General features: G+C 71.5%; 29 protein-coding genes. 20 read left to right on the plus strand and 9 right to left on the minus strand.

The window, feature by feature from the left end; translation table 11 throughout:
- Positions 1–78: 78 nt before the first annotated feature.
- From ACRDTB_RS26285 to dapC, 9 genes are all read left to right on the plus strand, one after another.
- A complete protein-coding gene (locus tag ACRDTB_RS26285) occupies positions 79–1011 on the plus strand; it encodes an ABC transporter permease (protein WP_431434515.1) in 933 nt (310 codons plus the stop codon).
- A 13-nt stretch (positions 1012–1024) separates the two neighbouring features.
- Positions 1025–1987: an ABC transporter permease gene (locus ACRDTB_RS26290; RefSeq protein WP_431434516.1), complete on the plus strand. Its 963-nt coding sequence runs from the start codon at positions 1025–1027 to the stop codon at positions 1985–1987.
- Between the two features lie 40 nt (positions 1988–2027).
- Entirely contained in the window at positions 2028–3080 is a 1053-nt protein-coding gene (locus ACRDTB_RS26295) for an ABC transporter ATP-binding protein (protein ID WP_431434518.1), read from the plus strand.
- Positions 3077–4141 carry an ABC transporter ATP-binding protein gene (locus tag ACRDTB_RS26300; RefSeq protein WP_431434520.1) on the plus strand — a complete coding sequence of 355 codons (1065 nt, stop codon included), beginning with the start codon at positions 3077–3079 and terminating at the stop codon, positions 4139–4141. Before ACRDTB_RS26295 ends, ACRDTB_RS26300 begins: the two co-directional genes overlap by 4 nt.
- A gap of 70 nt (positions 4142–4211) precedes the next feature.
- Positions 4212–5159 (plus strand): ABC transporter permease, encoded by a 948-nt coding sequence (locus tag ACRDTB_RS26305; RefSeq protein WP_431434522.1) that lies wholly within the window; start codon positions 4212–4214, stop codon positions 5157–5159.
- Between the two features lie 20 nt (positions 5160–5179).
- Positions 5180–6037: an N-acetyl-1-D-myo-inositol-2-amino-2-deoxy-alpha-D-glucopyranoside deacetylase gene (mshB, locus tag ACRDTB_RS26310; RefSeq protein WP_431434523.1), complete on the plus strand. Its 858-nt coding sequence runs from the start codon at positions 5180–5182 to the stop codon at positions 6035–6037.
- Positions 6038–6430 (plus strand): hypothetical protein, encoded by a 393-nt coding sequence (locus tag ACRDTB_RS26315; protein WP_431434525.1) that lies wholly within the window; start codon positions 6038–6040, stop codon positions 6428–6430. It begins immediately after the preceding gene.
- 87 nt (positions 6431–6517) lie between these two features.
- Positions 6518–6844, plus strand: a complete 327-nt coding sequence (gene fdxA, locus ACRDTB_RS26320) for a ferredoxin (RefSeq protein ID WP_431434527.1) — start codon at positions 6518–6520, stop codon at positions 6842–6844.
- Positions 6841–7947: a succinyldiaminopimelate transaminase gene (gene dapC / locus ACRDTB_RS26325; RefSeq protein WP_431434529.1), complete on the plus strand. Its 1107-nt coding sequence runs from the start codon at positions 6841–6843 to the stop codon at positions 7945–7947. The genes fdxA and dapC overlap by 4 nt, the downstream gene beginning before the upstream one ends.
- Before the next feature lie 3 nt (positions 7948–7950).
- Here dapC and ACRDTB_RS26330 read toward each other — a convergent pair whose 3' ends face one another.
- The 4 genes from ACRDTB_RS26330 to ACRDTB_RS26345 form a co-directional block, all read right to left on the minus strand.
- Entirely contained in the window at positions 7951–8919 is a 969-nt protein-coding gene (locus ACRDTB_RS26330; protein ID WP_431434531.1) for a CHAD domain-containing protein, read from the minus strand.
- Positions 8920–8996: 77 nt separating this feature from the next.
- On the minus strand, positions 8997–9995 hold the full coding sequence (dapD, locus tag ACRDTB_RS26335) for a 2,3,4,5-tetrahydropyridine-2,6-dicarboxylate N-succinyltransferase (RefSeq protein ID WP_431434532.1): 999 nt from the start codon (positions 9993–9995) through the stop codon (positions 8997–8999).
- Between the two features lie 11 nt (positions 9996–10006).
- The gene (locus tag ACRDTB_RS26340; protein ID WP_431434534.1) at positions 10007–10879 is read right to left on the minus strand and encodes a hypothetical protein; all 873 of its coding nucleotides are present in this window, start codon (positions 10877–10879) and stop codon (positions 10007–10009) included.
- A gap of 36 nt (positions 10880–10915) precedes the next feature.
- On the minus strand, positions 10916–11413 hold the full coding sequence (locus tag ACRDTB_RS26345) for a SigE family RNA polymerase sigma factor (RefSeq protein ID WP_431434536.1): 498 nt from the start codon (positions 11411–11413) through the stop codon (positions 10916–10918).
- A gap of 91 nt (positions 11414–11504) precedes the next feature.
- On the opposite strand from ACRDTB_RS26345, the gene dapE reads away from it, so the two are divergent.
- The gene (gene dapE, locus ACRDTB_RS26350) at positions 11505–12566 is read left to right on the plus strand and encodes a succinyl-diaminopimelate desuccinylase (RefSeq protein WP_431434566.1); all 1062 of its coding nucleotides are present in this window, start codon (positions 11505–11507) and stop codon (positions 12564–12566) included.
- Positions 12567–12600: 34 nt separating this feature from the next.
- Here dapE and ACRDTB_RS26355 read toward each other — a convergent pair whose 3' ends face one another.
- Positions 12601–12747, minus strand: coding sequence for a hypothetical protein (locus tag ACRDTB_RS26355; RefSeq protein ID WP_431434538.1), 147 nt, complete (start codon positions 12745–12747; stop codon positions 12601–12603).
- Positions 12748–12909: 162 nt separating this feature from the next.
- Here ACRDTB_RS26355 and ACRDTB_RS26360 point away from each other — a divergent pair, with 162 nt between their 5' ends.
- The 5 genes from ACRDTB_RS26360 to ACRDTB_RS26380 all read left to right on the plus strand — a co-directional run bounded on the left by ACRDTB_RS26360 (position 12910) and on the right by ACRDTB_RS26380 (position 17161).
- Positions 12910–13692 (plus strand): TIGR00730 family Rossman fold protein, encoded by a 783-nt coding sequence (locus ACRDTB_RS26360; protein WP_431434539.1) that lies wholly within the window; start codon positions 12910–12912, stop codon positions 13690–13692.
- Positions 13693–13833: 141 nt separating this feature from the next.
- Complete coding sequence (gene folP, locus ACRDTB_RS26365; RefSeq protein ID WP_431434541.1) at positions 13834–14703, plus strand: dihydropteroate synthase; 870 nt, start codon at positions 13834–13836, stop codon at positions 14701–14703.
- A complete protein-coding gene (locus tag ACRDTB_RS26370; RefSeq protein WP_431434543.1) occupies positions 14703–15635 on the plus strand; it encodes a glucosyl-3-phosphoglycerate synthase in 933 nt (310 codons plus the stop codon). The genes folP and ACRDTB_RS26370 overlap by 1 nt, the downstream gene beginning before the upstream one ends.
- Positions 15636–15669: 34 nt before the next feature.
- Positions 15670–15978 carry a DivIVA domain-containing protein gene (locus ACRDTB_RS26375; RefSeq protein WP_431434544.1) on the plus strand — a complete coding sequence of 103 codons (309 nt, stop codon included), beginning with the start codon at positions 15670–15672 and terminating at the stop codon, positions 15976–15978.
- Positions 15979–16579: 601 nt separating this feature from the next.
- Entirely contained in the window at positions 16580–17161 is a 582-nt protein-coding gene (locus ACRDTB_RS26380) for a DNA-3-methyladenine glycosylase I (protein WP_431434546.1), read from the plus strand.
- A gap of 16 nt (positions 17162–17177) precedes the next feature.
- Here the strand turns inward: ACRDTB_RS26380 and ACRDTB_RS26385 are convergent, their stop codons facing one another.
- Complete coding sequence (locus tag ACRDTB_RS26385) at positions 17178–17765, minus strand: DUF4245 domain-containing protein (protein WP_431434548.1); 588 nt, start codon at positions 17763–17765, stop codon at positions 17178–17180.
- Positions 17766–17923: 158 nt separating this feature from the next.
- Between ACRDTB_RS26385 and glpX the strand changes: the two genes are divergently transcribed.
- From glpX to ACRDTB_RS26405, 4 genes are all read left to right on the plus strand, one after another.
- Complete coding sequence (glpX, locus tag ACRDTB_RS26390) at positions 17924–18991, plus strand: class II fructose-bisphosphatase (RefSeq protein WP_431434550.1); 1068 nt, start codon at positions 17924–17926, stop codon at positions 18989–18991.
- Positions 18992–19121: 130 nt separating this feature from the next.
- Positions 19122–19904: a S1 family peptidase gene (locus ACRDTB_RS26395; protein WP_431434552.1), complete on the plus strand. Its 783-nt coding sequence runs from the start codon at positions 19122–19124 to the stop codon at positions 19902–19904.
- A 148-nt stretch (positions 19905–20052) separates the two neighbouring features.
- Positions 20053–20631 (plus strand): L,D-transpeptidase, encoded by a 579-nt coding sequence (locus tag ACRDTB_RS26400; RefSeq protein ID WP_431434554.1) that lies wholly within the window; start codon positions 20053–20055, stop codon positions 20629–20631.
- A 10-nt stretch (positions 20632–20641) separates the two neighbouring features.
- A complete protein-coding gene (locus tag ACRDTB_RS26405) occupies positions 20642–21172 on the plus strand; it encodes a GNAT family N-acetyltransferase (RefSeq protein ID WP_431434556.1) in 531 nt (176 codons plus the stop codon).
- Positions 21173–21178: 6 nt separating this feature from the next.
- On the opposite strand, the gene ACRDTB_RS26410 is transcribed toward ACRDTB_RS26405, so the two are convergent.
- On the minus strand, positions 21179–22174 hold the full coding sequence (locus tag ACRDTB_RS26410; protein WP_431434558.1) for an NAD(P)/FAD-dependent oxidoreductase: 996 nt from the start codon (positions 22172–22174) through the stop codon (positions 21179–21181).
- Positions 22175–22255: 81 nt separating this feature from the next.
- Here ACRDTB_RS26410 and ACRDTB_RS26415 point away from each other — a divergent pair, with 81 nt between their 5' ends.
- Positions 22256–23650 carry a class II fumarate hydratase gene (locus ACRDTB_RS26415; RefSeq protein WP_431434560.1) on the plus strand — a complete coding sequence of 465 codons (1395 nt, stop codon included), beginning with the start codon at positions 22256–22258 and terminating at the stop codon, positions 23648–23650.
- 12 nt (positions 23651–23662) lie between these two features.
- On the opposite strand, the gene ACRDTB_RS26420 is transcribed toward ACRDTB_RS26415, so the two are convergent.
- Together ACRDTB_RS26420 and ACRDTB_RS26425 are read right to left on the minus strand one after the other, a co-directional pair.
- Positions 23663–24928 carry a pentapeptide repeat-containing protein gene (locus ACRDTB_RS26420; RefSeq protein ID WP_431434562.1) on the minus strand — a complete coding sequence of 422 codons (1266 nt, stop codon included), beginning with the start codon at positions 24926–24928 and terminating at the stop codon, positions 23663–23665.
- Positions 24929–24962: 34 nt separating this feature from the next.
- Positions 24963–25519, minus strand: a 557-nt coding sequence (locus tag ACRDTB_RS26425) for a PP2C family protein-serine/threonine phosphatase (RefSeq protein WP_431434564.1), incomplete at its 5' end; no start/stop codon positions are given.

Below are 25519 nucleotides of genomic sequence, written 5' to 3' on the forward strand. Positions count from 1 at the left end.
GGTCCGTAGCACGGACCGCGGCCACCACCGGTTGGCACCCATTTCCTTCTGTCGATCCGAGGAAGCCGGCACCTACCCATGGGGAAGTTCGTAATCCGCAGGCTCGCCCAGGCCATACTGGTCGTGATCGCGGCGACGCTCCTGCTGTTCATCGGCCTGTTCGTGCTCGGGGATCCCTTCGCCTCCACCGGCGACAAGGTGGTGCCCCCGGAGACCCAGGCGATCCTGCGCGAGAAGTTCGGCATGGACAAGTCGCTGCCCATGCAGTATCTGACCTATCTGGGCAACCTGTTCATCGGCGACCTGGGCATCGACTTCAACCAGCGCCGCGAGGTCTCCGAGATGATCGGCGAGGCACTGCCGGCCACCGCTCGCCTCGCGCTCGCCGCCATCATCATCGACGTCATCATCGGCGTGACCGCCGGCATCATCGCCGCGGTCTTCCGCTACTCCTTCTGGGACGTCCTGGTCACCATCCTGACCACGCTCTCGATCGGCATCCCGACCTTCGTCATCGGCATCTGGCTGCGGCAGACCGTCGCCGGGGCGTGGATATTCCCCGGCGTACCCCGATCGTTCACCGAAGTAGTGCCCTGGTATCAGGAAATCCTGCTGCCGGCGGTCACGTTGGCCGTGGTCGACGCGGCGTTCATCGCCCGCCTGATGCGCGGCTCCATGCTGGAGGTCCTGCGCACCGACTACATCCGCACCGCACGGGCCAAGGGCCTCGGCGAGCGGACCGTGATCATGAAGCACGCCTTCCGGAACTCCATCATTCCGGTCGTGACCTATGTCGGCATCAGCATCGGCATTCTGCTCGGCGGCGCGCTCATTACCGAGACACTGTTCCAGTACAACGGTGTCGGGTTCCTGTTGGTCAAATCGATCAACCAGAACAACAACCCGGTGATCATGGCGATCGTGACGTTCGCGGTACTGATATACGTGTTCCTCAGCATGATCGTCGACATCTTGTACGCCTATCTCGATCCACGGATCCGGCTGAGCTGAGTGAGGTAGACCCGTGACCACCACACCCGACCCGGCCGACCTGAGCATGCCCGCACAGGCGGTGCTCGTCGAGCCGGCGGAACACCACGAGCGCGTGCCCGAGGAGGGCGGCAACGGCGAGAAGAAGGTCTCCAGGACCGCACTCGCCGACTTCTGGCGGCGTTTCCGGCGCAACAAGCTCGCCATAGGCGGGCTCGTGATCGTCACCCTCATGGTGGTGACCGCGCTGCTCCAGCCGTTGATCACACCGTACGACCCGTACGACCAGAACCTGGTCAACACCCTTCAGGCGCCGAGCCCGGATCACTGGTTCGGCACCGACGTGCTCGGCCGGGACCTGTTCTCCGGCATGCTCTACGGCCTGCGGCTCGCGCTGATCGTCGGGCTCTGCACGATGCTCGGCGCGATGACGCTCGGCGTCACGCTCGGTGCGATCGCCGGCTACCGCGGCCGGTTCGCCGACGCCCTGATCATGCGCGCCACCGACGTCTTCCTGGCCTTCCCGTTCCTGATCGGCGCGATCCTGGTGGTCCGGACCTTCGGTTCCGGTCTCCCCCAGGTGATCTTCGCGCTGGTCATCCTCGGCTGGACGACCGCGGCCCGCCTGATGCGCGGCCAGATCCTGGCACTGCGGGAGTCGGAGTACGTCGAGGCGGCGCGGTCGATTGGTGCCTCGGACATCCGGATCGTGATCCGGCACATCCTGCCGAACGCGATCCAGCCGGTGTTCATCTACTCCTTCACCGCCATCGGCGTCGCGGTGGTCGCCATGGCCTCGCTCGCCTACCTCGGCGTGGGCGTGCCGCCCGACACCCCGGAGTGGGGCCGCCTGATCAACCAGGGCATCGAGCAGGTGCAGGTCGCCGGCAAGGACTACCTGTGGATATTCCCGAGCGCCGCCATCTGCCTCACGACCCTCTCGTTCGCGTTCGTCTCCGACGGTCTGCGCGACGCGCTCGACCCGAAGCTGCGTTGACTCGCGGCCGATTCCTGCCGATACCAAGGAGATCCCAGACATGAGCAGCGCTGCGGAGATCGACCTCGAGGGCCCACCAGCGCCCTTGCTCGAGGTCCGCGACCTGCGGGTGCACTTCAAGACCGACTACGGCGTGGTCAAGGCCGTGGACGGGGTGTCCTGGCACGTCAACGAGGGCGAGACGCTCGCCATCGTGGGCGAGTCCGGCTCCGGGAAGTCGGTGTCCGCGATGACGATCCTGGGCCTGGTGCCCAGCCCGCCCGCGACGTTCCCGAGCGGGGACGTCCTGCTGCGTGGCCGGTCGCTGCTGAAGATGCCGGAGAAGCAGCAGCGCAAGCTCCGCGGCAGCCAGATCGCGATGATCTTCCAGGACCCGCTGACCGCGCTGAACCCCGTGTTCAAGATCGGCGACCAGATCGCCGAGATGGTGCGCATCCACCAGGACGTCACCAAGCACACCGCGCGCAAGCGGGCGCTGGACCTGCTCGGCGAGGTCGGCATCCCGAACCCGGCGGTGCGGCTCAACCAGTACCCGCACGAGTTCTCCGGTGGCATGCGCCAGCGCGCGATGATCGCGATGGCGCTCGCCAACGACCCGCACGTGCTGCTGGCCGACGAGCCGACCACCGCGCTGGACGTGACCGTGCAGGCGCAGATCATGGCACTGCTGGAGAAGCTGCAGGAGGACCGCAACACCGCGGTCGTGCTGATCACGCACGACCTCGGGGTGGTCGCGAGCTACGCGGACCGGATCAACGTCATGTACGCCGGGAAGATCGTGGAGACCGGCACCGCGGACGAGATCTTCTACCAGCCCCGGCACGCCTACACGTTCGGCCTGCTGTCGAGCCTGCCGCGGATGGACGTGCGGCGGCAGGACCGGCTGGTGCCGATCCAGGGCCTGCCGCCGAGCCTGGCGAAGGTTCCGCAGGGCTGCGCGTTCCATCCGCGCTGCGCCTTCGCGACCGACGCGTGCCTGGCCGAGGTGCCGGCGCTCATGTCGGTCAACGGTTCCGCGACCGGGAACGGACACCGGGCGGCGTGCGTGCACAGTGACCGGGTCGCCATGGCACACGAGGAGAAGATCCGATGAGCCAGGGGGCAGCACAGCAGGGCGGGGTCGGGGTGGCCGAGCCGAACCACCGGCCGATGCTCGAGGTGGAGAACCTCGTCAAGCACTTTCCCATCCGCAGCGGGGTGTTCATCAAGCGCACCATCGGCGACGTGAAGGCCGTCGACGGCGTGTCCGTCGACGTCTACCGGGGCCAGACCGTGGCCCTGGTCGGCGAGTCCGGGTGCGGCAAGTCCACGACGGCACGGGCGATCCTGCGGCTGCTCGAGCCGACCAGCGGCCGGGTCAGCCTGGACGGGCTCGACATCACCGCGCTGAGCAAGGACAAGCTGCGCAAGGCGCGGCGGGACATGCAGATCGTGTTCCAGGACCCGTACGCGTCGCTGAACCCGCGCATGACGGTCCGGCAGATCCTGACCGAGAAGTACCAGCTGCTCGGCGCCACGATGACCAAGTCGACGATCAGCGACCTGCTCGACACGGTCGGCCTCGCCGAGGAGTACGCGGACCGCTACCCGCACGAGTTCTCCGGCGGCCAGCGCCAGCGCATCGGCATCGCCCGCGCGATCGCGATGAACCCGAAGTTCATCGTGCTCGACGAGCCGGTGTCCGCCCTGGACGTGTCGATCCAGGCGCAGATCGTCAACCTGCTCGAGGACCTGCAGGACGAGCTGGGCCTGACGTACATGTTCATCGCGCACGACCTGTCCGTGGTCCGGCACATCGCCGACCGCGTGGCGGTGATGTACCTGGGTCAGGTGGTGGAGATCGCCGACCGTGACGACCTGTTCGACCGGCCCCACCACCCGTACACGCAGGCGCTGATCTCCGCCGTGCCGATCCCGGACCCGCGCCTGGAGCGGCAGCGCGAGCGCATCGTCCTCCGCGGCGACGTGCCGAACCCGGCCAACCCGCCGTCGGGCTGCCGGTTCCGCACGCGCTGCTGGAAGTTCGAGCAGCTCTCGGAGAGCGACGCGCGCCGGTGCATCGAGGAGCCGCCCCCGCTGGTGCAGGTCACCGGCAAGCCGGGCCACGACGCCGCCTGCCACTACGCCGCGCTGCGCGAGGTGGTGCGCGCCTGAGACACGCGCCAACCGGGGCCTGTTCGATCCACCGTGATGCGAACAGGCCCCGGACCGGCAGGGCCGGGTGATGCCGCGGTTCGTCCTGCGCCGCACCGCGCAGACCCTGCTGGTCTTCGTGATCATCACGTTCCTGTGCTACGTCGGGCTCTACCAGCTGGGCAACCCGTTCGCCGCGGTCGGCGAGAAGGTCATCCCGCCGCAGACGCAGGCGATCCTGCGGGAGACGTTCAAGCTCGACCGGCCGCTGCCGGTGCAGTACCTCAACTACCTGGCGAACCTGTTCACCGGCGACCTCGGTATCGACTACGACAAGCGGCTGCCGGTGTTCGGGATGATCACCGACGTCGTGCCGAACACGGTCCGCCTGGCGGTGACGGCGATCGTGCTGCAGCTGGTCATCGGTATCAGCGCCGGCGTGCTCGCCGCCGTCCGGCGCGGCTCGTTCACCGACGCCCTGGTGAGCGTGTCGGCCATCGTGGCGATGTCCATGCCGTTGATCGTCATCGCGGCAGCGCTGCGGGACACGTTCGCCGGCACCCGGGTCCTCGGCATCACGTTGTTCCCCTCGCTGCCGCGCACGATCGCGGTCGAGGTGCACTGGTACGACGAACTGCTGCTGCCCGCGTTCGCGCTGGCGTTGGCCGGGCTGGCGATCACGATCCGGCTGACGCGTGCGTCGATGCTGGAGGTGCTGGAGTCCGACTACGTCCGCACCGCCCGCTCGAAGGGGCTGCCGCCGCGCACGGTGCTGTTCAAACACGCCCTGCGCAACGCGGTCATCCCGCTCGCCAACATCGCCGCGATCGAGTTCGGCGCCACGCTGGGTGGCGCGCTCGTCGTCGAAACGATCTTCCAGTACAACGGCGTCGGGTATCTTTTCGTGCGAGCGCTGCGGTCGCTGAACGCCCCACTGCTGATGGCGATCATGTCCTACATGGTCATCGCCTTCGTCGTGCTGATCGCTCTCCTCGATATCCTCTGCGCGTACCTCGACCCGCGGATGCGGATCGACTGACCAGACTTGGACCACACCCCATGACGCTCTCCGCCGCTCCCCGGCTGCTGCTCGTGCACGCGCACCCGGACGACGAGAGTCTCTGGACCGGCGGCACGATCGCCCGCTACGCGGCAGCCGGCGTGCAGGTCACGGTCGTCACCTGCACGCTCGGCGAGGAGGGCGAGATCATCCCCGACGCGCTGCGCGAGCTCGCCGCCGGCTGCGCGGACCAGCTCGGCGGCTACCGCATCGGCGAGCTGCGCTCGGCCTGCGCGGCGCTCGGGGTGTCCGACCACCGGTGGCTCGGCGGGCCCGGCCGGTGGCGCGACTCCGGCATGGCGGGTGTAGCGGCGAACGCGCACCCGCGCGCGTTCGCCGGCGGCGACCTCGACGAGCAGGCCGCGGTGCTCGCCGCCGTGCTCGACGACGTGCGGCCCCAGGTCGTGGTCACCTACGGGCCCGACGGCGGCTACGGCCACCCCGACCACATCCGCGCGCACGACGTCACGATGGCCGCCCGCGAGAAGGCCGGCGACAGCGTCGGTGGCCCCGCGCGCGTGTTCCACGTGGTGAACTCCAGGCAGGCCACCGAGAACGGCGTCGCCGAGCTCGCACAGGTCACCGACCTGCCCTACCGGCTGCCGGAGCCCGGCGAGCTGCCGGCCACCGACGACTCGCGGATCACGACCACCGTCTCGATCGCCGACGTGCTGTCGGTCAAGCAGCGCGCGCTGCGGGCGCACGCGACGCAGATCAGCGTGTGGCAGTCGGCCGACGGCACGCACTGCTACGCGCTGTCCAACGGCATCGCGGCGCCGATCCCGGCCGCCGAGTTCTACGCGCTGGCCGCCGGCGACCCCACGGGCGCGGACACCGATCTGTTCGGGGGCATGTAGATGCAGCCGCGGGACCGGGTGCTGCTCGGCGTCCTGATGCTCGACGCCGTCGTGCTCGCGGTCGTCGAGCTGCTGTACCTGCCGCTGGCCTTCGACGGCTACCTGCTGCCCAACCTGGACGGCCTCCCGCTGCCGCTGATGCCGATCCTCGCGGCCGTTTCGACGCCCTGGCTGGTGGCCGCCGCGGGACGGATCTCGCCGCGGCTGGCGGTCGCCTCCGCGCCGCTGCTGGCCTGGATCGTCACGGTGGCCTGGTTCGGGATGTTCGGGCCGGGCGGTGACATGCTGCTGACGTCGGACTGGCGTTCGCTGCTGCTGTTCGGCGCCGGAGCGCTACCGTCCGCCATCGTCCTCGGCCGCGTGCTCGCCACCACACTTGGTCCCACCACGTGAGAGCAGCCAACTGCTGAGAGGGATACTAGGGGTAGCCGGTAACGTCCGCGTGCAGGCAACATCAACGGGAAGAAGCAGGAGAACGCAGTGACTTACGTGATCGCCGAGCCCTGCGTCGATTTGCTCGACAAGGCATGCATCGAAGAGTGCCCGGTCGACTGCATCTACGAAGGGGACCGGATGCTCTACATCCACCCCGACGAGTGCGTGGACTGCGGTGCCTGCGAACCGGTCTGTCCGGTGGAGGCCATCTACTACGAGGACGACGTCCCCGACCAGTGGAAGGAATACACCAAGGCCAACGTCGACTTCTTCGACGAGCTGGGTTCGCCCGGGGGCGCGGCCAAGGTCGGCAAGGTCTCGGCTGATCCGCAGTGGATCAAGGACCTGCCGCCGGTCGAGCACGACGAGTGACGCGGGCGCTCCAGACCTTTCCCTGGGACTCGCTGGCCGAGGCCAAGGCGCTGGCGCGGGCGCACCCGGACGGCCTGGTCGACCTGTCGGTCGGCACGCCCGTCGACCCGGTGCCCCAGCCGATCCAGGACGCACTCGCCTCGGCGGCGGCCGTTCCCGGCTACCCCACCACACACGGCACACCGGAGCTGCGCGAGGCCGCGGTCGGCGCACTCACCCGGCGGCACGGCGTGACCGGCCTGCCCGCGGACGCGGTGCTGCCGACCATCGGCTCCAAGGAGCTCGTCGCGTGGCTGCCGACCCTGCTCGGGCTCGGCGCCGGCGACCTCGTCGTCATCCCGTCGCTCGCCTACCCGACCTACCAGGCCGGCGTCGAGCTCGCCGGCGCGCGGCTGCTGCGCGCGGACAGCACGGTGGCGGTCGGGCCCGAGCGCCCGGCGCTGCTCTGGCTCAACTCCCCCTCGAACCCGACCGGGCAGGTGCTGCCGGCCGAGCACCTGCGCAAGGTCGTCGACTGGGCCCGCGAGCGCGGCACGCTCGTGGTGTCCGACGAGTGCTACCTGACACTGGGCTGGGACGCGGCGCCGGTGTCGGTGCTGCATCCGGACGTGTGCGGCGGCTCGTTCGACGGCGTGCTGGCGGTGCACTCGCTGTCGAAGTCGTCCAGCCTGGCCGGCTACCGCGCCGGCTTCGTGGCCGGTGACCCCTCGCTGGTGGCGCGGCTGCTCGCGACCCGCAGGAACGCCGGGATGATCGTGCCGCGGCCGGTTCAGGCCGCGATGACGGCGGCGCTGTCCGACGACGAGCACGTGGCCGCGCAACGGGACCGGTTCCGCGCCCGGCGGGCGGCGCTGTGGACCGCGCTGCTCGGCGCCGGCTTCCGGATCGACCACTCGGCGGCGGGCCTGTACCTCTGGGCGACCCGCGACGAGCCAGCGTGGGAGACGGTCCGGTGGCTCGCCGAGCGCGGCGTGCTCGTCGCGCCGGGCACCTTCTACGGCCCGACCGGCGACCGGCACGTCCGCGTCGCGCTGACGGCCACCGACGAGCGCGTCGCCGCCGCGGCCGCTCGGCTGGCAAAGCCTGGAAGGACGCCTTCCTGACGCTCAGTGCCCTGAAGGACGCCTTCCAGGCACTAGGTCGGCAGCGAGCCGGTCCACCTCGTCGAGCGTGTCGCGCCAGCGGGCCCGGCACGCCGCGCGCCGCGTCCGCTCCCGCTCCACGAGCCGCCCGGCGACGAACACGACGTCGGCGTCCACGCCGCCGTCCGCGTCCGCGTCGGTCTGCTCGGCGAGCAGCCGCCTGACCTCGGCCTCGGCCACGACCGTGTCCTGGTGCTCGCCGAGGACGTCCTGGAACTCCTTGGTGGCCTTGATCAGCCTGCGCACCGGCTTGCCCCCGGCGGGCTCGGCGAGCTCGGCGGCGTAGCGCAACCGCTTGCCCCGGATGCGCAGCGCGTGGAGGTCCTCGTCGGACGGGTCGTCGTCGAGCGCGCGGGCGGCCTTCGCGAGCTTGCGGTGCGGCTTCGTGACGACGTCGAGCAGCGCCTGCTGGGCGACCCGCTCGCGGACGGGCTCGCCGTCGACCTCGGCGGTGACCAGCGCGGCCAGCGTGGTCAGCAGCGTCGCGTAGCGGGCGCCGCGCAAGGTGTCGAGCATCCGCCTGCGGGCACGCCGGCGCTCCTCGACGAGCCCGTGCAGCAGCCGCTCGGCGGCGGCCCGCTCGTCCGCGGGGAGGTCGGCCGCCTGCGCGCGCAGGTGCGCCAGCAGGACGTCGAGGTCGCGGATCCGCCCGAGAATCCCGCCCAGCCAACCGAGTTCGGCCTGCGCGGCCGCGAACTCGGGCTCGCCGGACGCTTTCAGCGCGGCCCGCATCCGCCGCACGGCGACGCGCATCTGGTGCACGCCTTCGGGATCAATGCCCTGCCGCGCGACCGCCTCGTGCTCGAGGAGCGCGCGCAGCTGCTGGTCGAGCCGCGCGCGCACGTGCACCGCGGGCGGATCACCGGCGGCGGCTTCGCGCGGCGTGGCCGGCAGTCCGAGCTCACTGAGGTCGATCGGGACGGGGCGCGTCATTCGATCCATGCTAGGCGACACCGGCCGAATACCGGACCGCTCGGACCGGACCGCCCGCGGCACCGTCCGCAAAGGACTCAGTCGTTCGCGTGCAGTATCGCGTTGAGCTGGACGCCGCTGCCCGCGCGCTCCACGACCTCCACCGTGCCGCTGGCGGAGTTGCGGCGGAACAGCAGGCCCGGCCGGCCGGAGAGCTCGCGGGCCTTCACCAGCCGGCCGTCCGGCAGCGTCACCTTCGTCCCCGCGGTCACGTACAGGCCGGCCTCCACCACGCAGTCGTCGCCGAGCGAGATGCCCACCCCGGCGTTCGCGCCGACCAGGCAGCCCGTGCCGATCGAGATGGTCTCCGTGCCACCGCCGGACAGCGTGCCCATGATCGACGCGCCACCGCCCACATCGGACCCGTCGCCGACGACCACGCCGGCGGAGATGCGGCCCTCCACCATGGAGGCGCCGAGCGTGCCCGCGTTGAAGTTCACGAAGCCCTCGTGCATCACGGTCGTGCCGGTCGCCAGGTACGCGCCCAGCCGCACGCGGTCCGCGTCGCCGATCCGCACGCCGGCCGGGATCACGTAGTCGACCATCCGCGGGAACTTGTCCACGCCGTACACGGTCACCGCGCCCCGCGCCCGCAGCCGCAGCCGCGTGGCCGGGAAGCCCTCGACCCGGCACGGTCCGTGGTTGGTCCACACGACGTTGGACAGGATCCCGAACAGGCCGTCGAGGTTGAGCCCGTGCGGCGCCACCAGCCGCGTGGACAGCAGGTGCAGCCGCAGGTAGGCGTCGTACACGTCGGCCGGCGGGCTCGCGAGCGAGAGGATCCCGGTCCGCACCGCGACGACCTCCACCGACCGGTCCACGTCCGGGCCGAGCAGGGCGGACGCCCCGGCGCCGAGCTCGTCGACGGCCTCCTGCTCGGACAGGTGCTTCGTGCCCGGCATCCGCCCGTCGTCGAGCTTCGGGTACGGGAACCAGGTGTCGAGCACGGTCCCGTCGTCGGTGACGGTGGCCAGGCCCACCCCCTGGGCTCCGGTGGTCGCGGGATCGACTTCTGCGTTCAGGTCTGCGCTGCTCACGCCTGGACAGGTTAGTCCAGGTGGAACCTGTCGTCGGCGGCCAGCTCCGCCAGCTGCCGGGCGGACAGCGGCAGCTCGCCCAGCGGTGGGAAGTTCGTGAAGGCGCGGTAGCCCGCCTGCCCGACGAACACCACGGTGCCGTCGTCGTGCCGGTAGCCGGCCCACTGGTCGAACTGAGCGGCCCGGTGGCGTTGGGTGGGGGCGGTGAACACGCCGACCCGCTTGCCGTCGACCACGACCTCGGTGCAGTCGTCCGCCTCCATGCCCCACAGTCCGGGCTCCAGGTCACACCCCTCGCCGGTCGACCGGTTGCCCGCCGTCGTCACCTCGGCGAGCAGCCGGCCGACGCGGTCGCCCTTGGTCACGGCCGCGTCCGCCATGTACTCCCACACCTCGACTCCGTCGACGGTGTCGGCGTACTGCGCCTGGTGGTCCTTCATCGGCGCCCCCGCCAGATCCCCGGTGCCCACGAGGTCGTCCGGCGACTCGTACCCGGCTGGCACCGCGGCGTCGAGCTGGGCGAGCAGGAAGACACCCCGGTCGAACTCGGGACCGGAGCTCGCCGTGCGGTCGGTCTGACCGTTCGGCCAGGACTGGGTCTGCGAGGGCTCCTTGTCGCCGCCGGAGGTGGTCGTGCTCGTCGGCGGGGTCGCGGGGATGATGGCCTCGGGCCCGCCCGCGCCCGAGGTGGTCGCGACGACCACGACGGCCACCCCGATCACCGCCACCGCGGCCGCCGCGCTGCCCACCCCGGCCCAGTGGGCCCGCCGCCGCCGCGCGGCCTGGCGGGCGGCGTCGAGCACCGGGATCTCGCTCATCGGCGGCGGGGCCTGAGTCGTCGCCATCGTCGCGCGCAAGGCGTGCCGCAGCTCCTGCTCGTTCATGGCTCTCCTAGTCGGTCAAGCTCGGTCGATGAGGCTTTAGTTGGTGAAGGCCGTCGTCGGCACGATGTCGCGCAGGGCGTCGAGGCCGCGGGCCGCCTGGCTCTTCACGGTCCCCTTCGTGCAGCCCAGGGCCCGCGCGGTGTCCTCGACCGACATGTCCTCCCAGTAGCGCAGCACCAGGGTGGCGCGCTGCCGGGGCGGTACCTCGCCGAGCGCCCGCAGCAGCACGAGACGGTCCTCGGTACTGCCGGCCGGCGGGGCGCTCGCGTCGGTGTGGTCGGCGGTCGGTTTCTCCCGGAAGAAGAAGCCGCGCCGGTTCTCGTCCAGGTAGGTGCGGACCAGGACCTGCCGGGCGTAGGCGTCGAGCGTGCCGCGCGCGGTGATCCGGTGCCACGCGCGGTAGAGCTTCACGAACGTCGTCTGGACGAGGTCCTCCGCACGGTGCCAGTCACCGCACAGCAGGTACGCCGTGCCGCGCAGGGCACTCGACCGGCTGGCGAAGTAGTCGGCGAACCCCTGCTCACGATCGTTCATCAGACCTCCCGAGCGATCCCTGGACACAGGTAGTCACGCGGGGTCCCACGCCCCGGGTTGCATGCCCCTGGCCGGTAGCGTGCCGAGCGTGATCCCGAAGCTCGACCTCGCGGGCGACCCCGCCGACCTCACCGCCGCGCTGGCCGGCATCCACAGCGTGTCAGGCGCGGAGGCGGAGCTCGCCGCCGCGGTCGAGGCGGCGCTGCGCGACCAGGCCGGACACCTCCAGATCGCGCGCTCGGGCAACGCGGTGCTGGCCCGTACGTCGCTGCGCCGACCCTCGCGCGTGGTGCTCGCCGGGCACCTGGACACCGTGCCGGTCAACGGAAACCTGCCGGTCCGCCGCGACGCCGAGTACCTGCACGGGCTCGGCACCTGCGACATGAAGGGCGGCGTCGCGGTGATGCTGCGCGTCGCCGCGACGGTGACCGAGCCGCGCCACGACCTCACGTTCGTCTTCTACGACTGCGAGGAGATCGAGGCCGAGCGCAACGGGCTGGGCCGCGTCGAGCGCGAGGACCCCGCGTGGCTCGCCGGCGACCTGGCGATCGTCTGCGAGCCGTCGAACGCGGTCGTCGAGGCCGGCTGCCAGGGCACGATGCGCGTGGCGCTGCGCGCGACCGGCACGCGGGCGCACACCGCGCGGGCGTGGATGGGAGCCAACGCGATCCACGCGCTCGGCGACGCGCTGGCCCGGCTCGAGCGGTACCGGCCGCGGGTGGTCGACATCGACGGCTGCACCTACCGCGAGGGCCTGCAGGCGGTGCGGATCGCGGGCGGGGTGAGCGGCAACGTGGTGCCGGACGAGGCCGTGCTGACCGTGAACCACCGCTTCGCTCCCGACCGCTCCCCGGCCGACGCCGAGGCGCACCTGCGGGACGTGTTCGCCGGCTACGAGCTGACGGTCACCGACGTGGCGGCCGGCGCGCTGCCCGGCCTGTCCGCCCCGGCGGCCGCCGAGCTGGTCACCGCGGCGGGCGGCGTCCCGGTGGCGAAGCTCGGCTGGACCGACGTGGCCCGCTTCGCCGCGCTCGGCATGCCCGCGGTCAACTTCGGGCCCGGGGACCCGACGCTGGCGCACACCAAGCAGGAGCACGTGCCGATCGCCGACATCCACCGCTGCGCGGACGTGCTCGGCCGGTTCCTCGGCTGAGCCGGGCGTCGGCACGGCTCAGCGCTCGCGTACCTCAGCGCTCGCGTACGCCGGCGGCCCGGACGAGGTGCGCGAGCGCCAGCAGCAGCGCGACCACCAGGGCCAGCCGGCGACCGGCGCCGGGCTCCTCGACGAGGAACACCACGAGCGTGCTCGCCGCGACGACCAGCGCCAGGGTCACGGCCGTCTGCCAGCCCTGGGCACCAGGACGGACTCGAGGTCCCGCTGGACGCGGGCGGGCGGCGATCGGCCAAGTCACCGACCCGGACGCGAACCCGGGTCGCCACGTGGCGGCGGTCGGCCGGACACTCCGCTGGTGGTGGGTGGATCTAGACTCGCGCGAGTGACGATCGAGCAATTCGCCGACCAGCCGGACGAGGAGCATCCCAAGGAGAAGCAGCGCGGCCCGGTGGTACTGCGGAGGTCCAGAAGGGACGAGGCGACCACCACCGACCAGCGGCTGCTCGACTCGCGCGGCCCGGCGGACTGGGTGCACACCGACCCGTGGCGGGTGCTGCGCATCCAGGCGGAGTTCGTGGAGGGTTTCGGCGCGCTGGCCGAGGTGCCGCGCGCGGTCACCGTGTTCGGCTCGGCGCGGACCACTCGCGACCACCCCGAGTACCAGCTCGGCCTCGAGATCGGCGCGGCGCTGGCGAAGGCGGGGTACGCGGCGATGACCGGCGGCGGCCCGGGCTCGATGGAGGCGGTCAACCGCGGCTGCTCGGAGGCGGGCGGGCTGTCCATCGGGCTGGGCATCGAGCTGCCGTTCGAGCAGGGCCTCAACCCGTGGGTCGACCTCGGCGTGAACTTCCGCTACTTCTTCGCCCGCAAGACGATGTTCGTCAAGTACGCGCAGGCGTTCATCTGCCTGCCGGGCGGCTTCGGCACGCTCGACGAGCTGTTCGAGGCGCTCACCCTGGTGCAGACCAAGAAGGTCACCAAGTTCCCGGTCGTCCTATTCGGACGGTCCTACTGGGGCGGCCTGTACGACTGGGTGCACGACACCGTCTACAAGGAAGGCAAGATCGGCGAGAAGGACATCGCGCTGCTGCACGTGACCGACGACGTCGACGACGCCATCCGCGTGGTGGAGGAGGCCTACCAGTCCTGGATCGAGACCCACTAGCTAGTCCGCCTCCCCGGAATGAAAAGTGTTGGTTGCGTTCCGGCGGATGGTGCGGAAAGCCACGTACTTGTGGCTGGGTTGCGTCACGGTCCCCTGAGGTTCCGTTGGTTGCTCCAAGACCGGCCGTGGCACGATCCGGATGTGGGCACACTTCGTTTCGGCAGCCGTACGGTGGCGCAGGACCGCGCTCTGGTGATGGGGATCGTCAACCGCACCAGGGACTCCTTCTACGACCGCGGCTCCACCTACGGCGAGCAGGCCGCGCTGGCCGCGGTCGACCGGCTGGTCGCCGAGGGCGCGGACATCGTCGACATCGGCGGGGTCCGGGCCGGCGGGCACGGCGAGCGGGTCGACGCCGGCGAGGAGCTGCGCCGGGTCGTGCCGCTGGTCGAGCAGGTCCGCGAGCGCCACCCGGACCTGGTCGTCAGCGTGGACACCTGGCGCCACGAGGTCGGCCGGGCGGCGTGCGCGGCCGGCGCCGACCTGATCAACGACGCGTGGGCCGGTGCGGACCCGCGGGTGGCGGAGGTCGCAGCCGAGTTCGGCGCGGGCATGGTCTGCTCGCACACCGGTGGCGTGGCGCCGCGTACCGACCCGCACCGCGTGCGGTACCTGGACGTGGTGGCCGAGGTGACCGCCGAGCTGGTGGCCCGCGCGGAACGCCTGGTGGCATTGGGCGTGCCCGCGGACGGCGTGCTCATCGACCCGACCCACGACTTCGGCAAGAACACCTGGCACGGCCTCGCGCTGCTGCGCCGGCTCGGCGAGCTCGTCGACACGGGCTGGCCGGTGCTGATGGCGTTGTCCAACAAGGACTTCGTCGGCGAGACCCTGGGCGTCGGCCTCACGGACCGGGTGGACGGGACGATCGCGGCGACCTCGGTCGCGGCGTACGCGGGCGCGCGGGTGTTCCGCGCGCACGAGGTGGGCCGGACCAGGAAGGCGGTCGAGATGGTCGCGAGCATCGCCGGGACCCGGCAGCCGGTGCGCTGCGTGCGGGCGCTGGCCTGATGCACCCCGACGCGCGCGAGTGGTTCGCCGGGCGGACCTGGCAGAGTGTCGAGTGGATGATCGCGGACCTGTTGGTGGCCAAGGGATCCCGCACAGTCAGCGTCGTGCTGCCGGCGCTGGACGAGGAGGCCACGGTCGGGGCCGTGATCGCCTCGATCCGGCCGCACGTCGGCACGCTGGTCGACGAGCTCGTCGTGCTCGACTCCGGCTCGACGGACCGTACGGTCGAGGTGGCCGCCGCGGCGGGCGCCCGGGTGGTGCGCCGCACCGAGGTGCTGCCCGAGCTGGAACCGTTGCCCGGCAAGGGAGAGGTGCTCTGGCGCTCGCTCGCCGCGACGAGCGGCGACCTGCTGGTGTTCGTGGACTCCGACCTGGTCGACCCGTCGCCGGACTTCGTGCCGACGCTGCTGGGCCCGCTGCTGCTGGAGCCGGACGTGGCTCTGGTGAAGGGCTTCTACCGCCGGCCGCTGGCCACCGAGGACGCGACCGGGTCCGGCGGTGGGCGGGTCACCGAGCTGATGGCCCGCCCGCTGATCTCGGCGCTGCGCCCGGAGCTGTCCGGGGTCATCCAGCCGCTGTCGGGCGAGTACGCGGGCACGCGCACGCTGTTCGAGTCGGTGCCGTTCGCGTCCGGGTACGGGGTGGAGATCGGCCTGCTGCTGGACGCGCACGCGATCGTCGGGCTGTCCGGCATCGCGCAGGTCAACCTGGGCGTGCGGCGGCACCGCAACCAGCCGCTGCCCGCGCTCGGGCTGATGGCCCGTCAGATCCTCGGCACGGCGCTGGCCCGCTGCGGCCTGCTGCCGCCCGGCGTGGACCCGGCGGCCGGCGAGCTCACGCGGTTCGTGGAGGTGGCGGGCGAGTGGCTGCCGGACACGGCCGGCGTGGCGGTCACGGACCGGCCGCCGATGCGGGAGCTACTTGTGCGCTGACTTCCTGTCGGTCGTGTGTGACACGATCCCTGTCGTGACCACCGCACTGATCTACCTGGTCGTCATGGTGCTCGTGGCGGCCGTGGTCTTCCTGATCGCCTCGGTCGTGTTCGGCCGGGGCGAGGAGCTGCCCGCGCTGCCGCCCGGCGCCTCGCCGACCCGCCTGCCCGCGTCCGGCATCACCGCCGACGACGTGCGCGAGGTGCGGTTCCAGCTGGTGCTGCGCGGGTACAAGATGTCCGAGGTCGACTGGGTGCTGCGCCGCGTCAGCGGTGAGCTGGACGAGCTGCGCGCCGAGGTGACGGAGTTGCGCGAGCGCCTCGCCGAGCGCGAGTCGTCGTGAGCGAGAGCGACGCAGCGTTCGCCGTCTGGACTGAGGAGCGCGCGCAGGCGCGCCAGCGCCGAGCACGCGACGAGGGAAGACGGCGAGTAGCGCAGAAGCGAAGCGAACCATCCAACACCGCGAGCGAGAACGACGCAGCGTCCGCCGTCTGGACTGACGAGCGCGCGCAGGCGCGCCAACGCCGAGCACGCGACAAGGGAAGACGGCGAGTAGCGCAGAAGCGAAGCGAACCATCCAACACCGCGAGCGAGAACGACGCAGCGTCCGCCATCTGGACTGACGAGCGCGCGCAGGCGCGCCAACGCCGAGCACACGACAAGGGAAGACGGCGAGTAGCGCAGAAGCGAAGCGAACCATCCAACACCGCGAGCGAGAACGACGCAGCGTCCGCCGTCTGGACTGACGAGCGCGCGCAGGCGCGCCAACGCCGAGCACACGACGAGGGAAGACGGCGAGTAGCGCAGAAGCGAAGCGAACCATCCAACACCGCGAGCGAGAACGACGCAGCGTCCGCCATCTGGACTGACGAACGCACACAGACGCGCCAACGCCGAGCACACGACAAGGGAAGACGGCGAGTAACGCAGAAGCGAAGCGAACCATGGACACAGTGAGCGCCGCGGCGGCCGGCCCGGACGGGCGACTCCGCTGCCCGTGGGGGAACTCGGCCGAGGACTACGTGGCGTACCACGACGACGAGTGGGGCGTGCCGCTGCGCGGTGCGGCGGAGCTGTACGAGCGGCTGACGCTGGAGGCGTTCCAGTCGGGGCTGTCGTGGCTGACGATCCTGCGCAAGCGGGAGGGCTTCCGCCGTGCGTTCGCCGGCTTCGAGCCGAAGCGGGTGGCGGAGTTCGGCGACGGGGACGTGGCCCGGCTGATGGCCGACGCGTCGATCGTGCGCAACCGGGCCAAGATCGACGCCGCCATCCGCAACGCGCGGGCCGTCGCCGAGCTGGACGTGCCCCTCGACGAGCTGCTGTGGTCCTTCGCCCCGGACCCGGCGACGCGGTCGCGCCCGCGGACGCTGGCGCAGGTCCCGGCGATCACGCCGGAGTCGAAGGCGATGGCGAAGGAGCTGAAGCGGCGGGGGTTCGCCTTCGTCGGTCCGACGACGGCCTACGCCCTCATGCAGGCGACGGGCATGGTCGACGACCACGTCGAGGGCTGCTGGCGCGCCACCTGAGCCCGTTACCGCGCGACTACCGCGCGACGGGTCCGGCCTCGGCGACCGCGGCGGCGAGGCGCCGGAACTCCTCCTGCGAACCGTCCCCGGTGATCAACACGACCGCACCGTCGAGCGTGGCGACCCACGCGACCTCGTCCCGCCGGGAGGGATAGGTCCCCCACGACACCCCGCCCGCCGACACCGACCCGGAGCGGGACGACGCCGCACCGGTCTCCGCGGCGAGGACGTCGCCCGGCGACCCACCCGACTGGCTCAGCTGCACGTACCGCCCGCCCGGCGTCAGCCACCCGACGCGGACCACGACGTCCGCGCCGGAGCCGGACCCGACCGGTGCTGTCGAGGACGAGTTCGCGTGCCAGGACGAGGGCAACTCCGGCTGCCGCACCGGGAACGTCACCGACGACGCCGCCTCGTGCAGCTTGACCGACACGTCCACGCTCGGCGCCGAGCCGCGGTCGGCCGACGGCGCGCCGGGGTCGAACGAGCAGCTGCGCGTGACCGTCACGAGCAGGCCGACGATCACCAGCAGCACGACCATGGCCCCGACCATCTCGCGCATGCCGAGCCCCGCGCGCCCGGGCGGCCGTCCGCTGTCCGTCACGCCGCCATCCTCGCACCAGGTCGAGATCACGCTCACTCGTGCCTGGCGCGGTGGCCGGGAACGTTCGCCGGGTCTATCGGCGTTCCCGGCCACCACACCAGCTCCCGAAATCTGGGAGGATCGGGAGGTTCTATCGCGGGGCGACATCGGGAGGCGGCATGACCCAGTCGACGGGCCAGGCGAACAGCACACCGAGGCCAGAGGCACCCGACCGCAACCTGGCGCTGGAACTGGTGCGGGTGACCGAGGCGGCGGCGATGGCGGCGGGTCGCTGGGTCGGCCGCGGCGACAAGATCGGCGGGGACGGCGCCGCGGTCGACGCCATGCGCAAGCTGATCGGCACCGTCTCGATGCGCGGCGTCGTCGTGATCGGCGAGGGCGAGAAGGACCACGCGCCGATGCTCTACAACGGCGAGGAGGTCGGCGACGGCGACGGCCCGGAGTGCGACGTCGCGGTCGACCCGATCGACGGGACCACCTTGATGTCCAAGGGAATGCCCAACGCGATCGCCGTGCTCGCGGCCACCGAGCGCGGCGCGATGTTCGACCCGTCCGCGGTGTTCTACATGGAGAAGCTCGCGGTCGGCCCGGAGGCGGCCGACGTCGTCGACATCACCGCGCCGGTCGCCGAGAACGTCCGGAGGGTGGCCCGCGCGAAGCACACGGACGTGTCCGACGTGACCGTCTGCATCCTCGACCGTGCCCGGCACGCGGAACTCGTCCGCGCCGTCCGGGACGCCGGCGCACGCATCCACTTCATCACCGACGGCGACGTGGCGGGCGCGATCTCCGCGGCGCGGCCGAACACCGGCGTGGACATGCTGATCGGCGTCGGCGGCACCCCGGAGGGGATCATCGCCGCGTGCGCGCTCAAGTGCATGGGCGGTGCGATCCAGGGTCGGCTGTGGCCGAAGGACGACGTCGAGCGCGAGAAGGCCATCGCCGCCGGCCACGACCTGGACCGCGTGCTGACCACCGACGACCTCGTCAAGGGCGACAACGCGTTCTTCTGTGCCACCGGCGTCACCGACGGTGACCTGCTGCGCGGTGTGCACTACCGCAGCGGCGGCTGCACGACCCAGTCGATCGTGATGCGCTCGAAGTCCGGCACGGTGCGGATGATCGACGGCTTCCACCGGCTGACCAAGCTGCGCCAGTACTCGACGGTCGACTTCGACCGGCTCGAGCGGGCCGCGGACGAGAAAACGCTGCCGCCCCTGCCCTGACCGACCGCCGTTATCGACCGACGATCGTCGGTGGCGCTCCCTACTTTTGCGGGTGTCACCAAATCGTGATGAACAACTACCTTCCGCAACTGTGTCCAGCCAGGGCATGGGGCATGGAAGGAGAGAGAACATGCGAAAGCGTTCTCTGGTCGTGGGCCTTCTCGCCGGCGCGGCAGCCGCCATCGCGGCCGCCATCGTTGTGCCGTCCGCCGTCGCGGACGACAACTCCGGCGTCTCGCCGATGATCGTGGGTGGCGGAGACGCCGACCAGACGTACTCGTTCATGGTGTCGTTGCAGGACGGTGGCCAGCACTTCTGTGGTGGCTCGCTGATCAACCCGGAGTGGGTGCTCACCGCCGCGCACTGCGTCGAGGGATCCGACCCGGCCAGCGTGACGATGCGCATCGGCACCAACGAATGGCAGCAGGGCGGCGAAGAGGCCCAGGCCGCGGAGATCACGCCGCACCCGGACTACGACGGCGTCTCGCCGGGCAACGACATCGCGCTCGTGAAGCTGTCCGCCGCCGCGACGTCGGCGCCGATCCAGCTCGCGGCCGACGCTCCGGTGGGCACCGGGTCCCGCCTGCTCGGCTGGGGCCAGACCTGCCCGCAGCCCGGTGCCTGTGGTGCGCCGGACTTCCTGCAGCAGCTTGACGTCGAGGTGCTGGACGCTGGTTCCTGCACCGGCATCGACGCGGCGCTGGAGCTGTGCACCAGCAACCCGAACGGGAACGCGGGTGCGTGCTACGGCGACTCGGGCGGCCCGCAGATCGTGGGCGCGGACGGCAGCTTCACGCTGATCGGCGTGACGAGCCGCAGCGGCAACGGTGACTCGACGTGCGCGACGGGACCGTCGATCTACACCAACGCCACGGCTTACGCCGACTGGATCGCTCAGACTACCGGGGCCTGACGATCCGAAATCGAAGGCCGCATGTGGGACGCCGCCCGTCCCGCATGCGGCCTTCGGCCTTCCGTAACGGTTTGCGAACGGCACGCTGGCCGAGCAACCTCGGCTCGATCTTGGTCGTCATCCAGGGTACGAGGCGGAAGGAGCCGGCATGCGCGTGCCCACGATGATCGCCGCACTGGCCGTGGCCGGCGCGGGCCTGCTCTGCGCGTGCGCGACGGCGGACAGCGCGGCACCGCCGCCGTCCACGCCCGCTCCGACGACGAGCCCGAGCACCACCGCGCCGCCGCCCAAGCCGGGGCCGACGACGATGCGCGAGCTGCCGGAGGTCGTCGAGGCGAACGCCACCATCGTGAAGGAGCCCCCGCCGCCCCCGGCGGGCGTGCCCTGTGACGGCGGCGCGGCCGCGTGCGTCGACCTGTCGTCGAGCCAGGCGTGGCTGCTCGCGGGCGGCGAGGTCGCCCTCGGCCCAGTGCCGATCACGCACGGCCGCGCGGGCTACGAGACCCCGCCCGGCACGTTCAACGTGGGGTGGAAGGACATCGACCACCTGAGCAGCGAGTTCGACAACGCGCCGATGCCGTACTCGGTGTTCTTCAACGGCGGCATCGCGTTCCACGAGGGCAGCCTGAGCGACCTGTCGCACGGCTGCATCCACCTGTCGGGCTCGGCGGCGCGGGCCTTCTACGAGGGGCTCGCCGTGGGTGACGTCGTGCGGGTCGTCACGTAGCGTTGGTGAGGTGCTCGAGACGACCAGCCGGCTGGTCATCCGACGGTTCCAGCCCGCGGACGCCGCCGCGTTCGCCCACTACCGTTGCGATCCGGAGGTCGCGCGCTACCAGTCCTGGCAGGCCCCGGTGTCCTTTGTGGACGCCGAGCGCCTCGTGGCGGAGTTCGCCGCCGCGGCGGAGGACGCGCCCGGCTGGTTCCAGTACGCGGTCACGCTGCGGGCGGGCGGCGTGCTGGCCGGGGACGTCGCGGTGTGTCTGCACGACAACCGCGGGCAGGCCGAGCTGGGATTCACGCTGGCCCGGGCCCACCAGGGCCGTGGTTACGCCACCGAGGCCGTCCGATGTGTGCTGAACCGCGTGTTCGCCACCGGCCTGCACCGGGTGTCCGCCGAGTGCGACGCGCGGAACACGGCGTCCGCGCGCCTGCTCGACCGGCTCGGCTTCGAGCGCGAGGGGCACCGGCGCGAGCACACCTGGATCAAGGGCGAGTGGACCGACGACCTCCTGTTCGGGCTGCTCGCCCGGAATTGGCGTGGCTGAGCGGCCTCAGCTCACGTCGCTGGAGTGGCCCGGGAACAGGTGCGCCTCCGGGTTCAGCGCCACCGCGATGTTGTTCACCGCCGTCGCTGCCTCGCCGAAGCCCGTGGCGATCAGCTTGACCTTGCCCGGGTACGCGGCGATGTCACCGGCCGCGTAGATCCCCTCGCGGTCCGTGCGCATCGTCGTGTCGACGGCCACCGCGCGGCGGGTGATCTCCAGGCCCCACGACTCGATCGGGCCCAGGTCCGCCGTGAAGCCCAGCGCCGCCACCACGGTCTGCGCCGGCAGCACGACCGGGTCCGCCTCGCCGTTGACGTCCAGCTCGACCTCCGCCAGCCGGTCCGCCTCGCCGCCGCGCAGCTCGACCACCTGCGCGTCGGTGATGATCGGCACGCCCAGCTCACGCACCTGCCGCACGGTCGCGGCGAACGCGCGGAACTTGTTGCGGCGGTGCACCAGCGTCACGCTCTTCGCGATCGGGTGCAGCGACAGCGCCCAGTCGAACGCCGAGTCGCCACCGCCGACGATCACCACGTCCTGCCCGCGCAGTGCCTCCAGCTCCGGCACGAAGTTGACCACGCCGCGGCCCAGCCAGCCGTCGCCGGCCGGCAGTGGACGCGGGGTGAACTCACCCATACCCGCGGTGATCAGGATCGCACCCGTCCGCACGACCGTGCCGCCGTCCAGCCCTACCTCGAACCTGCCGTCCACTTCGGACACCGTGCGCGCGCGGCGACCCAGCAGATAGGTCGGCTTGAACTGGTCCGCCTGCTCGACCAGCGCCGACACCAGATCTCTGCCCAGCACCACGGGAAAGCCCGCCACGTCGAAGATCTTCTTCTCCGGGTACATCGCGGTGACCTGCCCGCCGGCCTCCGGCAGCGAGTCGACCACCGCGGTGCTCAACTCGCGGAAGCCCGCGTAGTACGCGGCGAACAGCCCGGTCGGGCCGGCGCCGACGATCAGCAGGTCGACCTCGGACGGCGTCTCGGCGGAGCTCATGCACACCTACCTCGTGGACAGTGGCCAGGACCACCACAAGCTACCCAAGCGTGCCATGCGGCGTCAGGCCAGACTGAATATGTGACCAAGAATCAGTTCAGGATCGAGCACGACACGATGGGCGAGGTCGAGGTGCCCGTCGATGCGTTGTGGCGGGCACAGACCCAGCGCGCGGTGGAGAACTTCCCGATATCCGGCCGTGGTCTGGAGCGGAGCCAGATCCGCGCGCTCGGCCTGCTCAAGGCGGCCGCCGCCCGCGTCAACCAGCGCCTCGGGACGCTCGACGCGGAACTCGCGGAGGCCATCGCCGCCGGCGCCGAGGAGGTCGCCGCGGGTCACTACGACGACCAGTTCCCCATCGACGTGTTCCAGACCGGCTCGGGCACCTCGTCGAACATGAACGCCAACGAGGTGATCGCGACGCTCGCCACGCGTGCCCTGGGCCGGGACGTCCACCCGAACGACCACGTCAACGCCTCGCAGTCGTCCAACGACACCTTCCCCACCACGATACATATCGCGGCCACCGAGGCCGTCGTCCGCGACGTGGTCCCCGCGCTCGAGCACCTCGCGGACGTGATCGAGCGGCGTGCCGGCGAGTGGTCCGAGGTCGTCAAGTCCGGCCGGACGCACCTGATGGACGCCGTGCCGGTCACACTCGGCCAGGAGGCGGGCGCGTGGGCGGCGCAGGTGCGCTACGGGGTCGAGCGGCTGCGGACGTGCCTGCCGCGGCTGGGGGAGCTGCCCATCGGCGGCACGGCGGTGGGCAGCGGCCTCAACGCGCCGGACGGCTTCGGCGCGGCGGTCGCCGCGGAGCTCGCGGCACGCACCGACCTGCCGCTGACCGAGGCCCGCGACCATTTCGAGGCACAGGCCGCGCAGGACGGCGTGGTGGAGACGTCCGGCCAGCTCCGCACGGTGGCGGTGTCCCTGTACAAGATCGCGAACGACGTGCGGTGGCTGGGCTCCGGTCCGCGCACCGGGCTGGTCGAGCTGACGCTGCCGGACCTGCAGCCGGGTTCGTCGATCATGCCGGGCAAGGTCAACCCGGTGATCTGCGAGGCCACGATGATGGTGGTGGCGCAGGTGATCGGCAACGACGCGGCGGTGGCCTTCGCGGGCAGCCAGGGAAACTTCCAGCTGAACGTGATGCTGCCGGTGCTCGCCCGCAACGTGCTCGAGTCGGCCCGCCTGATCGCCGCCGCGTCACACCTGCTGGCGGACAAGGTGTTCGCCGGTGTCGAGGCGAACGCCGACCGTCAGCGCGAGTACGCCGAGTCGTCGCCGTCGATCGTCACGCCGCTGAACCGCTACCTGGGCTACGAGGAGGCCGCGTCGATCGCGAAGCAGGCCCTCGCCGAGCGCCGCACGATCCGGGACGTGGTACTGGCCCGGGGCCACGTCGAGAACGGCACGCTCACCCTCGACCAACTCGACGAGGCCCTCGACGTCCTCCGCATGGCCCGCGGCGGCTGACTACCGGCTGACCTACCGCTTGACCCGCGCCCGTACCGCCAGCACCGCGAGCGCGAGCAGGACGGGCCCGAGCACCCGGGCGGCCATGACGGCCCACTGCCCGGCCTCGGTCAGCTCGGCGCGTGTGTCCCGCAACACGACGGCGCCGACCGCGATCTGCGCGGCCTCCGCCGGCGGCTGTCCCCACACGGCGAGCAGCACGCCGACGGTCGCGATGACCACGAGCAGGGCGGCCACGGCACGGGCGGCGCGCTGGCCGTAGCCGGACAACAGCCAGTAGACCCAGAGGATCCACCGCTCGGCCCGCGGCGTGTCGCCGGAGTGACGGCGCATCTCCATCTCGCCGTAGTAGAAGTCGCCCGCGCCGGCCTCGTTCTTGCTGTCCTCGAACGACTTCCGCAACGCCCGGTACGTCCCCCCGATCCGCGCCGGCCCCACCGCAAACGAGCGCGCTTCCTCGGACCACCCACGCCATTCCTGCTCCTCGGCAAGCACCCGTCGACGTGTCCATCGCCCCCGGGGCGGGGTACCGAACCCGGATCGCCCGTCGATGCGCAGCTGATCCAACCGGTGCGCGCCCGCGAACCGGCACCACCGCAAATCCGTGTCCGTGAGCACCAGGTTGCCCACATCGCAGTTCGCCAAGGAGAGCAGCTCGGCGGAGTCGATCGACGACACCGCACCGAAGATCGCCCCGTTCGCGTCGACTCGCGCCGAACTCGCCAACACCAGGCCGTCCTCGAACCGAGCGCCCATGCAGTCGATCGCCCCGTCGAACCGCACCTTGGCCACGCCGGCGAATCGAGCCCAGGTGAGGACGAGCCGGAGGGCGTGCGTCTCCGTGAAGTCGGCTCCGGCGCGGAACTGCGCCGAGCCGAGCGTCAGGGTTCCAGCGAACGAGGTCGACGTGATCCGAACGGGACCTCCGAACCAAGCACCGGCGAAGTCGGCATCGCCCGCGAAATCAGCGGAGTCGAACCAGGTGCGTCCCTGGAACCACGCGCGGTTGAACCGCACGGTGCCGAACCGGAAGCGGTGCGTCTCGTAGTCGCGGCAGGCGTAGAGCAGCCGCACGAACAGCTCGTTGCTGATCACCGTCCCGCTCAGGTCGAGATCCGCACCGGGACGGAGGCCCTCGATGAAGCGGTCCCGCTCGTCCGGGTCGAGGTGCGCGAGGCAGTACCGCCCGTCGCCGGCCGGGATGCCGCGGCAGCCCGGGTCCCGTTCGCAGGTCGGCCAGTCGGGGACGAAGTCGGGGCGTGGATCTTCGGCGGGCACCGTCCCTTCATAGCGCAGGCCGCCCGGCGAAGGGTCAGCGTTGCTCGATGTCGACGATCACGCAGCTGACGTTGTCCGGCCCGCCCTCCTGGTTGGCCAGCTCCACCAGGTGCCCGACGGCGTCCTCCGGCTCGGCGACCGAGCCGAGCACCTCGCGCAGGGTGGCGTCGCGCAGCACCCGGTGCAGCCCGTCCGAGCACAGCAGGTACCGGTCGCCCGCCCGCACGTCGCGCAGCTGCACGTCCGGCTCGACGCCCGTGCCGAGGGCGTGCAGGAGCAGCATCCGCTGCGGGTGCGTGGCCACCTCGTCCTCGGTCAGCTTGCCCTCGTCGACCATCGCCTGCACGACCGTGTGGTCGTGGGTGATCCGGAACAGCTCGTCGTCGCGCAACAGGTAGGCGCGGCTGTCCCCGATGTGCACCAGGCCTAGCTGCGAGCCGGACCAGAGCATCGCGGTGAGCGTCGTGCCGCCGTCCGGGTCGGGGTCGGCCGCCATCAGGTCGCGGACCGCGCTGCCCGCCCGGCGCCCGGCCTCGGCCATGACGTTGAGCAGGTCGCCCGCGGGCACCGCGAGGTCGAGCGGGCGCTGCG

This window comes from Actinophytocola sp. (genome assembly GCF_050699935.1).
GTDB lineage: Bacteria > Actinomycetota > Actinomycetes > Mycobacteriales > Pseudonocardiaceae > Actinophytocola.

Coding starts and splice junctions, on each gene's coding strand:
- ACRDTB_RS26395 (WP_431434552.1), top strand. CDS start 19,122: ATGCGAAAGCGTTCTCTGGTCGTGGGCCTTCTCGCCGGCGCGGCAGCC.
- ACRDTB_RS26380 (WP_431434546.1), top strand. CDS start 16,580: ATGGACACAGTGAGCGCCGCGGCGGCCGGCCCGGACGGGCGACTCCGC.
- ACRDTB_RS26300 (WP_431434520.1), top strand. CDS start 3,077: ATGAGCCAGGGGGCAGCACAGCAGGGCGGGGTCGGGGTGGCCGAGCCG.
- ACRDTB_RS26315 (WP_431434525.1), top strand. CDS start 6,038: ATGCAGCCGCGGGACCGGGTGCTGCTCGGCGTCCTGATGCTCGACGCC.
- ACRDTB_RS26330 (WP_431434531.1), bottom strand. CDS start 8,919: ATGACGCGCCCCGTCCCGATCGACCTCAGTGAGCTCGGACTGCCGGCC.
- glpX (WP_431434550.1), top strand. CDS start 17,924: ATGACCCAGTCGACGGGCCAGGCGAACAGCACACCGAGGCCAGAGGCA.
- mshB (WP_431434523.1), top strand. CDS start 5,180: ATGACGCTCTCCGCCGCTCCCCGGCTGCTGCTCGTGCACGCGCACCCG.
- ACRDTB_RS26340 (WP_431434534.1), bottom strand. CDS start 10,879: ATGAACGAGCAGGAGCTGCGGCACGCCTTGCGCGCGACGATGGCGACG.
- ACRDTB_RS26285 (WP_431434515.1), top strand. CDS start 79: ATGGGGAAGTTCGTAATCCGCAGGCTCGCCCAGGCCATACTGGTCGTG.
- ACRDTB_RS26305 (WP_431434522.1), top strand. CDS start 4,212: ATGCCGCGGTTCGTCCTGCGCCGCACCGCGCAGACCCTGCTGGTCTTC.
- ACRDTB_RS26370 (WP_431434543.1), top strand. CDS start 14,703: ATGCACCCCGACGCGCGCGAGTGGTTCGCCGGGCGGACCTGGCAGAGT.
- ACRDTB_RS26345 (WP_431434536.1), bottom strand. CDS start 11,413: ATGAACGATCGTGAGCAGGGGTTCGCCGACTACTTCGCCAGCCGGTCG.
- ACRDTB_RS26295 (WP_431434518.1), top strand. CDS start 2,028: ATGAGCAGCGCTGCGGAGATCGACCTCGAGGGCCCACCAGCGCCCTTG.
- ACRDTB_RS26410 (WP_431434558.1), bottom strand. CDS start 22,174: ATGAGCTCCGCCGAGACGCCGTCCGAGGTCGACCTGCTGATCGTCGGC.
- ACRDTB_RS26400 (WP_431434554.1), top strand. CDS start 20,053: ATGCGCGTGCCCACGATGATCGCCGCACTGGCCGTGGCCGGCGCGGGC.